Source organism: Tumidithrix elongata BACA0141 (assembly GCF_036349135.1).
Taxonomy (GTDB): domain Bacteria; phylum Cyanobacteriota; class Cyanobacteriia; order Pseudanabaenales; family Pseudanabaenaceae; genus Tumidithrix; species Tumidithrix elongata.
In genome coordinates this window covers 1-6116 of record NZ_JAZBJZ010000190.1, presented here as the reverse complement: position 1 = coordinate 6116, position 6116 = coordinate 1, and the positions used below count along the sequence as shown (strand labels likewise).

Annotated in this window: 8 protein-coding genes and 1 pseudogene; 2 read left to right on the top strand and 7 right to left on the bottom strand. The window is 40.9% G+C overall.

Going from position 1 to position 6116, the window contains the following annotated elements:
- From V2H45_RS24735 to V2H45_RS24725, 3 genes are all read right to left on the bottom strand, one after another.
- A partial coding sequence (locus tag V2H45_RS24735; protein ID WP_330486363.1) for a reverse transcriptase family protein occupies positions 1 to 676 on the bottom strand: 676 nt, incomplete at its 3' end.
- On the bottom strand, positions 654 to 965 hold the full coding sequence (locus tag V2H45_RS24730) for a helix-turn-helix domain-containing protein (RefSeq protein WP_330486362.1): 312 nt from the start codon (positions 963 to 965) through the stop codon (positions 654 to 656). The genes V2H45_RS24730 and V2H45_RS24735, both read right to left, overlap by 23 nt.
- Before the next feature lie 54 nt (positions 966 to 1019).
- Positions 1020 to 1196 (bottom strand): hypothetical protein, encoded by a 177-nt coding sequence (locus V2H45_RS24725; protein WP_330486361.1) that lies wholly within the window; start codon positions 1194 to 1196, stop codon positions 1020 to 1022.
- Positions 1197 to 1927: 731 nt separating this feature from the next.
- Here V2H45_RS24725 and vapB point away from each other — a divergent pair.
- The gene (gene vapB / locus V2H45_RS24720; RefSeq protein WP_330486360.1) at positions 1928 to 2212 is read left to right on the top strand and encodes a type II toxin-antitoxin system VapB family antitoxin; all 285 of its coding nucleotides are present in this window, start codon (positions 1928 to 1930) and stop codon (positions 2210 to 2212) included.
- Between the two features lie 158 nt (positions 2213 to 2370).
- Here the strand turns inward: vapB and V2H45_RS24715 are convergent.
- Positions 2371 to 2529, bottom strand: a pseudogene (locus V2H45_RS24715) (DUF561 domain-containing protein); the annotation flags it as partial.
- 10 nt (positions 2530 to 2539) lie between these two features.
- Between V2H45_RS24715 and V2H45_RS24710 the strand changes: the two are divergent.
- Positions 2540 to 3457, top strand: a complete 918-nt coding sequence (locus tag V2H45_RS24710) for a CHAT domain-containing protein (protein ID WP_330486358.1) — start codon at positions 2540 to 2542, stop codon at positions 3455 to 3457.
- A gap of 108 nt (positions 3458 to 3565) precedes the next feature.
- Here V2H45_RS24710 and V2H45_RS24705 read toward each other — a convergent pair whose 3' ends face one another.
- From V2H45_RS24705 to V2H45_RS24695, 3 genes are read right to left on the bottom strand one after another with little or no spacing between them, the layout of a single operon-like run.
- Positions 3566 to 4000 carry a type III secretion system chaperone family protein gene (locus tag V2H45_RS24705; RefSeq protein WP_330486357.1) on the bottom strand — a complete coding sequence of 145 codons (435 nt, stop codon included), beginning with the start codon at positions 3998 to 4000 and terminating at the stop codon, positions 3566 to 3568.
- Positions 4001 to 4042: 42 nt separating this feature from the next.
- Positions 4043 to 4522 (bottom strand): hypothetical protein, encoded by a 480-nt coding sequence (locus V2H45_RS24700; protein ID WP_330486356.1) that lies wholly within the window; start codon positions 4520 to 4522, stop codon positions 4043 to 4045.
- Positions 4519 to 6027, bottom strand: a complete 1509-nt coding sequence (locus tag V2H45_RS24695; RefSeq protein WP_330486355.1) for an eCIS core domain-containing protein — start codon at positions 6025 to 6027, stop codon at positions 4519 to 4521. The genes V2H45_RS24700 and V2H45_RS24695 overlap by 4 nt, the downstream gene beginning before the upstream one ends.
- Positions 6028 to 6116 lie beyond the last annotated feature (89 nt).

The following is a 6116-nucleotide window of genomic DNA, read 5'->3' as shown; positions in this document are numbered from 1 at the left end:
CTGGTTTTAGTCTTAACACGCTCAAGACATTATTTAGAATGAAATAGCCCTGATCTGAGACATGCTCTCCTGATATGGTTATGTCATCCATATAAACACTTAGGTTACAATTTTCATGTTCAACGATTTCATTTATTGCTTCCCACATGTCCATATGTGCAAAGTAGGAGAGTAATGGGCTTGATGGACTACCAGTTGGCAAATGGTCTTTGAATGTTAATAGCTTAGTCAGAATGCCAGCAACATCTGGAGAACATTTCATTTTTTTGTGGAAGAACCAATAAACATGCCTTGCTGGAGTAGAAAGAAAATATTTTTCAATATCAAGAATTCTCACCACATTAGCGTTTACATGGACTTTGGCATTACTAATGTAGGAGCAACCTTTTTTAGGATTATGTAAATAGTTCGGACACTTAATTCGCTTCAAAAGATCTTCAATTTGCTTCTGAACTCTCTTTAAATCAGGTCTTGGCTTTTCCAAAAGGCGAATTTTCCCACTGTCCGTGGAAATGCTTTCTTCACAATCAAATAGATATTCCGAATGAGTAAGAAATTTAAGTTTATCTCTGCCAACCCATAAAAGCTTGGCAAGTTTTGCTTGAGATCTCAAGCAATAAAAAGGAGATTGATCTAGTTCATACCCTGAATATTTATTCTTTTGTAACAGTCTCATAAGCAGACCTTTCCTTAATAAAGTTAAGAAGATTAAGAACCTTAGAAGAGATGAAAGTTCTTAGCTTTTCTGTTTTTAGATCGTTATTTAAGCTTTCCGAGAAAAACATGATTGAGGAAGGAGGTATATCGAAAATTTCTGAATATCGGTTCAGTAAATCAAGTGTCAGGGTCTTTTTCCCTGATTCAATTTCTGAAAGATAAGACTTAGATATGCCTAACTTTTCGGCAAGATCTTTTTGTGATAGATCGTGGAATACCCTCATCAACCTTAAGGCTTTGTTCAACATATCTAGCCTCCTTGGGATAGAAATTATATAGAAATTGTATAGAAGGGTAAGAAGTTAATTCAGCATCTCAATCAGCCACTTCAATAGTTTGAAGATGAACAAACCAATTCGGAAAATCAGACGGAGCGTTCCTGGTCTACGAAGCCATTCTAGCCACCGTTGATTTTTACGCTGTTTCAACTTCTCCAGATGTTTGTCGGGTTCAGAATTCTTCTTGTTAGAATTATTCATAAGAAAATATTCTCCTTTTGGGTAGGTTGTTTAGCTCATTTCTCTGACGAGAATGAGCCTGCCTTAAACAAACCTAGAGAACATCTGTTTTAACCCTTCCTATACAGAGCGCAACCACTGCCTGGGTGCGCTAATGTGCTGTGTATTAATGTGGCAGATAACTTAACTAACTATTCCCAACTCTTGGCTAATCATAGACAGTCTTTAAGCGATTTCGGTAGAAAAAGCTTTAGAGTCAGACTGAATTATGGTTTTAGCGATTTAATCACTATTAGCCCACAGGTCTACTGATGCTTACGAGTTGTGTAGTTGCTAAAGTTATTACTACAGCATTACTAAAGAACACGATAGAAGATGATTTCTCAACTTCCGCAGATCGCAAAAACGATCTAGTGAGTGGCATATCTCCTTAATAACCCGACTAAATTAAATATAACACACATTCTGCGAATTCAGTTCGCTGTCAGCGATTTTCTTTTGCGGATTAACCTGATATGTTTAGGTTGTTAACTTGTAGCCGATATCTTTGTTTGCCTTGTCTTGGTGTTAGCATAACCATAAAGATTCAATCTGAGTGAGAACGCCTGTGGTGAGAGTGGTTGGTCAGCAGCGTTATCAAAAGATGATGCTAGTAATTTGTAAGAGGTGTGGAACCGTGATGCACTAATCTATCGAAAAACTATGATTGCTATAATATTTTTTAGTCGGGTGTCAGTAAAGGAGCAAAAGCAATGGTGCAGAGCATTGACAGCAACTATAAGTCTCAAAACATAGATGCTTTAGATACAGAGCTTTTCCGAGCGATCGCGATCATGCCTCAAGAGATAAAAGTCGCGATTTTAGATTATGCAGAATATCTCATTAACAAACATACGCAAAGTAATTCCCTCGCTATTATTCAGACGCAAACCCCTACAAAAAAACGTCAGGCAGGATTACTAAAAGGTAAAATTTGGATGGCTGATGACTTTGATGCGCCACTAGAAGACATGAAGGACTATTTGATCGAATGTTAATTGCTCAAGCAATACATCGCAATTTCTTGATAGTCAGTTGTGATGAAGTGTTTGACAAATATCTAGTACAGAGAATTTGGGAATAAAGAAGGAATAATTCTAGGTTAATTTTCATGAATGAAACTAACCTAGAAAATATTAAAAAAGCGTAAAAACGATTAAATTTCGGCGGAACGCATCCCGAAGGGAATCGCTGCCAAATTCATCGCTAAGGCTTCGCGCAGACTGCGTACAACCGCAATCATTGAAATTTCATCGGTGAGTTGATTCACGGCTGAGCCAACGCCAACACCTGATGCCCCACTTGCGATCGCCATTCATCGAACAGTGAAGGTCAGTCGTAAGGATATCAATGAGGCTGTCCTTGCCTTTCGCTCTGACTTGCAGGATCACACGTCTTTAGATGTCAAAGATTCAGGGAAAAAGTTTTATGATTGGTTGATTGCCCCGATTGAGACAGAATTACAGCAGGCAAATGTACAAGCGATCGTCTATGCTCCCGATGGTCAGTTACGCTACATTCCCCTTGCAGCTCTTTATGATGGCAAGCAGTGGTTGGTTGAGAAATATCGCATCAACAATATCACAGCGCGATCGCTGACAGATTTTAATCGTCGTTCGGGAAGCCAATTGAATATCCTTGCAGGCGCATCGACACTTGAGCACAAGATTACTGTGAGGGAAAATCGCTTTTCCTTTGGAGCAATTCCAGCAACAAAACAAGAGGTGAATGGGATTAAGAGTAAACTCCCTAATACATTAGAGTTGATTGATAGCACATTTACCAAGTCTGCTACAGGCGATCGCGTAGGTTCGCATTCAATTATCCATTTGGCAACCCATGGCTTGTTTAATCTTGGTACACCCGATGATTCCTTTATTATTTTTGGGGATGGCGATCGCTTGACGTTACGGGAAATTCAGGACTGGACGCTCAAGAATGTCGATTTGGTGGTTTTGAGTGCCTGTCAGACAGGGGTCGGTGGCAAGTTAGGGGATGGGACAGAGATTCTTGGCTTGGGCTATCAGTTCCATAACACAGGAGCAAGAGCGGTAATTGCTTCTCTATGGTCTGTCAATGATGGCGGCACGCAGTCCTTAATGGATTCTTTTTATACCAATATCAAAAAAGGAAATCCACCAACTGAGTCACTGCGCCAATCACAAATCGCGTTAATTCAAAGCAAGGAATTTTCCCATCCTTATTACTGGTCGGCTTTCTTTTTGATTGGGAATGGATTATAACTCTCAGCCCATCTGCCAATTCACCACAACCCGCGATCGCGTCACAAGCTTAATGGAAGTCTTGGGTGAAGTTGGGCTTCATCCTTTTACTCAATCGACAAGATCGCATTATCTCTTTTCAATTCTTGCGATCGCTTCTTTGGGTGATACTTCATCGGCAATTACAGACAAAATACCAGGGAGATAGCAGTCCATCATCAACACGTTTGTATATACGTACTGCTTAACGATCTTAGGAGTTAAAGTAATATTCTCAACGTCTATACTCGTTTTAAAACGAATCTCCCCGTCGTCATAGTCCATTTCAAAGTTACCCATCATCAAGCCATAGTTAGCACGAGTAATAAATTCTGCTAAGGCTTGTCGCTTTTCTGCAGGAACTTTTGATAAAAAAATCGAATAAAAAAGGAACTGTTCTTTCTCTTCTTTCGCATGAGCAAAGCACTGCCACTTACCATGATTGCCCTCAAAGCTCATTTGTAGAATTGGTTGATCGCCGATTTGACGAATCGTCCATTCGTCTTGCTCGAAAAATGCGAGCATTGTTTTAAAAATTTGTGCGGTCATGTTCTATATTCTCGCGACTCAACCGTTAATATCATCAATACTTATCTCATTTTTTAGGAGTTTGACTTGAGTTTCCAAATCTACTGATGACCAAGAAGATCCGTCAGATGAATCTACAACCCAATCCGTTGGGTCTGATTCATTATAAAGTCTAATCCCTTTTGCTTTTAGAGCACTAACAGGATCTCCACCACTGTATTTTATGAGATCTTCTTGTAGTTTTTGTTGTTTTTGTTGTTTTTCTTCAGCTTTCTTCTTTTTTTCTTCAGCTTCAACGATTTTTGGTTCAATCGTTGTTTTATTAGCTTTTAGGAAACCTTCTGCATCACCTTCCTCTCCAGGATATTGTTTCGCTGCAAAATCAAAGACCCCAACTCCACTAAGAGCTACACTGCGTTCCTTCAACTCAGTTAATACTTGATACAATTGTTCTTTGCCTGCAACATAGTGACCAGTTTTACATGAAATCGCCTCCAGTTTTCCATTCGTCACTTTCATCGTCCCAGCAGCGGCAGTTGGTAGTCCTGCAAGGAAGGAGGAATGATGGAACTTACCGATTTTGTGGGCGTATAGAGCTTACCATCTGGACTCATGACATAGATTCCATGACCTTTGCCAAACCCATGGGCAAACATTGCTGTAGTATCAAAGGGATTAGGGGGCTTACCCTGTGTTAAAGTGCTACCTCCTTGTAGTTCATAATCAGCACGAGACTCTTCGGTCTCAAGATATTTAACCTCGGTCTTTGCAGTTTTCAAGAAATCTTCAATTTCTTCATTAGTCCAACCAATATTTTTTAGTTTCTTCTCAGCATCTGGCTTTGGGAGTTTGAGAAAATCTTCTTTTGTCGTTCCAAATACTTTCTCGAAGACAAATTTTGATGAGTCCTTATCTTCGTCTATGTAGTCATCAGATCTCTCTTTTAGCAAGAAATACTTGACGATTTCTTTGTTGTTTTTTGGGGCAACGCTCGGATCTAATGCAGCAACGCTTTTAGCTCCACCACCAGAGACAGGCAAAAGGGTTTGCGAACCAGTTGCGGGAGTCTGAGTTGGCAAACTTCCACTAGTCTTTTGATTATCTTTAGCCCAAGATTCAAAAAACGCAATTTTCTCTTTTACGGAGTTGCGCTGAATTTTACAAGCATCAGTTTTTTTCTGAACATTATTTCCATTTTGCTGCACCACATGGGTTAGCTCATGGGCAATCAGTTCCTGTCCATCGGTGCTTGATGGGTTATAAGATCCTTTCCTAAAGAACACATCTTGCCCTGTAGTAAATGCCCTTGCCTGAATTGATTGATTTAATTGGTCAGATTGCGAATCTGTATGTACCTTTACGCTACTAAAATCTGCTCCCATCGCCTGACCCATCTTTTCTTGCAGATTGGGATCTAAAGGCTGACCGCTACCCTTTGCCTGCTGAATCGAGCTTTCTAATTCTTCAGAGGCATCCCCACCATTAACTGCCTCCCGCCGTTGAAGCATTGGTTTCATTTGCAATTCCTCCTCCTCTGGTGCTTCGTCGCGTTGGATGGAGTCAGAGAGAGGTTTCATTTGTAATTCTTCGTCTTCCTCCTCTGGTGCTTCCTCACGTTGAATGGATTCAAGAGGTTTGGTCTGGACTTGTTCTTCGTCCTCGCGCTGAACGTTTTCAGGAGTGTTAATGGTTTGCACGACTTGCGATGCCACTTGGTCGGCTTCTTGCTCGTATTTGTCACCCACAGCCCCGATCGCTAACTTAGCCTGAACCTGTTTTGCTTGATAAGCAGCCCTGATGCCCTCCCACTTTCTTGCCATCACATTTGCCTGTGGGCGTGGCTGAAAGGAAATATTTTCTAATCGATGCCCCATCTCTGCCGTCCGATCTTCTGCATGAGGTTGGGCTTGCGACTCTTGTGGTGGGGCAAAGGGTCGCATCTGTAGGGTCTTAACCGTGAAGGACGGCTGGCTTTCTCGATCTTGGCGAGCCTGTTTCTTGGCAGATGTACGATATCGTCCCACGGGTTTTATCTCCAAAACTACACGATAAAGCTAACCTGCATTATTCATGAGAGCCCAAAAGAGAATAAAAATCAAGAAAAAAGGAAGAG